Consider the following 554-nt stretch of genomic DNA (forward strand, 5'->3'; position numbering starts at 1 on the left):
ACTTTGGCGAAAAACTATTTAACCAAAAACTGAAATAGATTTAATTACGCGTAAATAACCAAGATAAAGAAAAGGCAACTACCACAATTACATTTAATCGAATTCGCAATGCCGCATAACGCCTAATTAACAGGCTAAGTAATAATTGGCTAAAATGTGTAGCGAAGCGAAACGTAGCCAACTGTTACGTGTCCTTGTTTAATTTCTTGTTATGTGTAAATTACTCTATGGGTTTGATTTTCTTGTCGGTAACTCTATTTTTTAAACTGTGAAATAATGAAGCAAAGGTAAAGTTACCAAGTAATAAAACAAGACAAAGAACTTTGATACCAACAGTTTCATTTTCAAGAAACATATTTAACAATGCAGCACAAAAAATAAAGCCTGCTAAATAATAATTTTGTATACGACCCACAGAAACTCCTTTTACACATAACGCTTTGCTAAGCGGAAAATAATGGTTGGCTATAATCGCGAAGCGATGGCCAACTGTTATTTTTCCGTTTGAGCAACTTGTTATATGCAGAGAACGTTGAATCAAACTCTGCACGAAC

The 554-nt window shown here is 33.8% G+C and carries 1 protein-coding gene; it reads right to left on the minus strand.

All coding sequences use genetic code 11. From position 1 onward, the window contains the following. Window positions 1–220: 220 nt before the first annotated feature. Window positions 221–554: hypothetical protein (locus H4J73_RS20165; protein ID WP_220460645.1), on the minus strand; the 334-nt coding region annotated here is incomplete at its 5' end.

Source organism: Colwellia sp. MB3u-41 (assembly GCF_014076845.1).
Lineage (GTDB): Bacteria > Pseudomonadota > Gammaproteobacteria > Enterobacterales > Alteromonadaceae > Colwellia_A.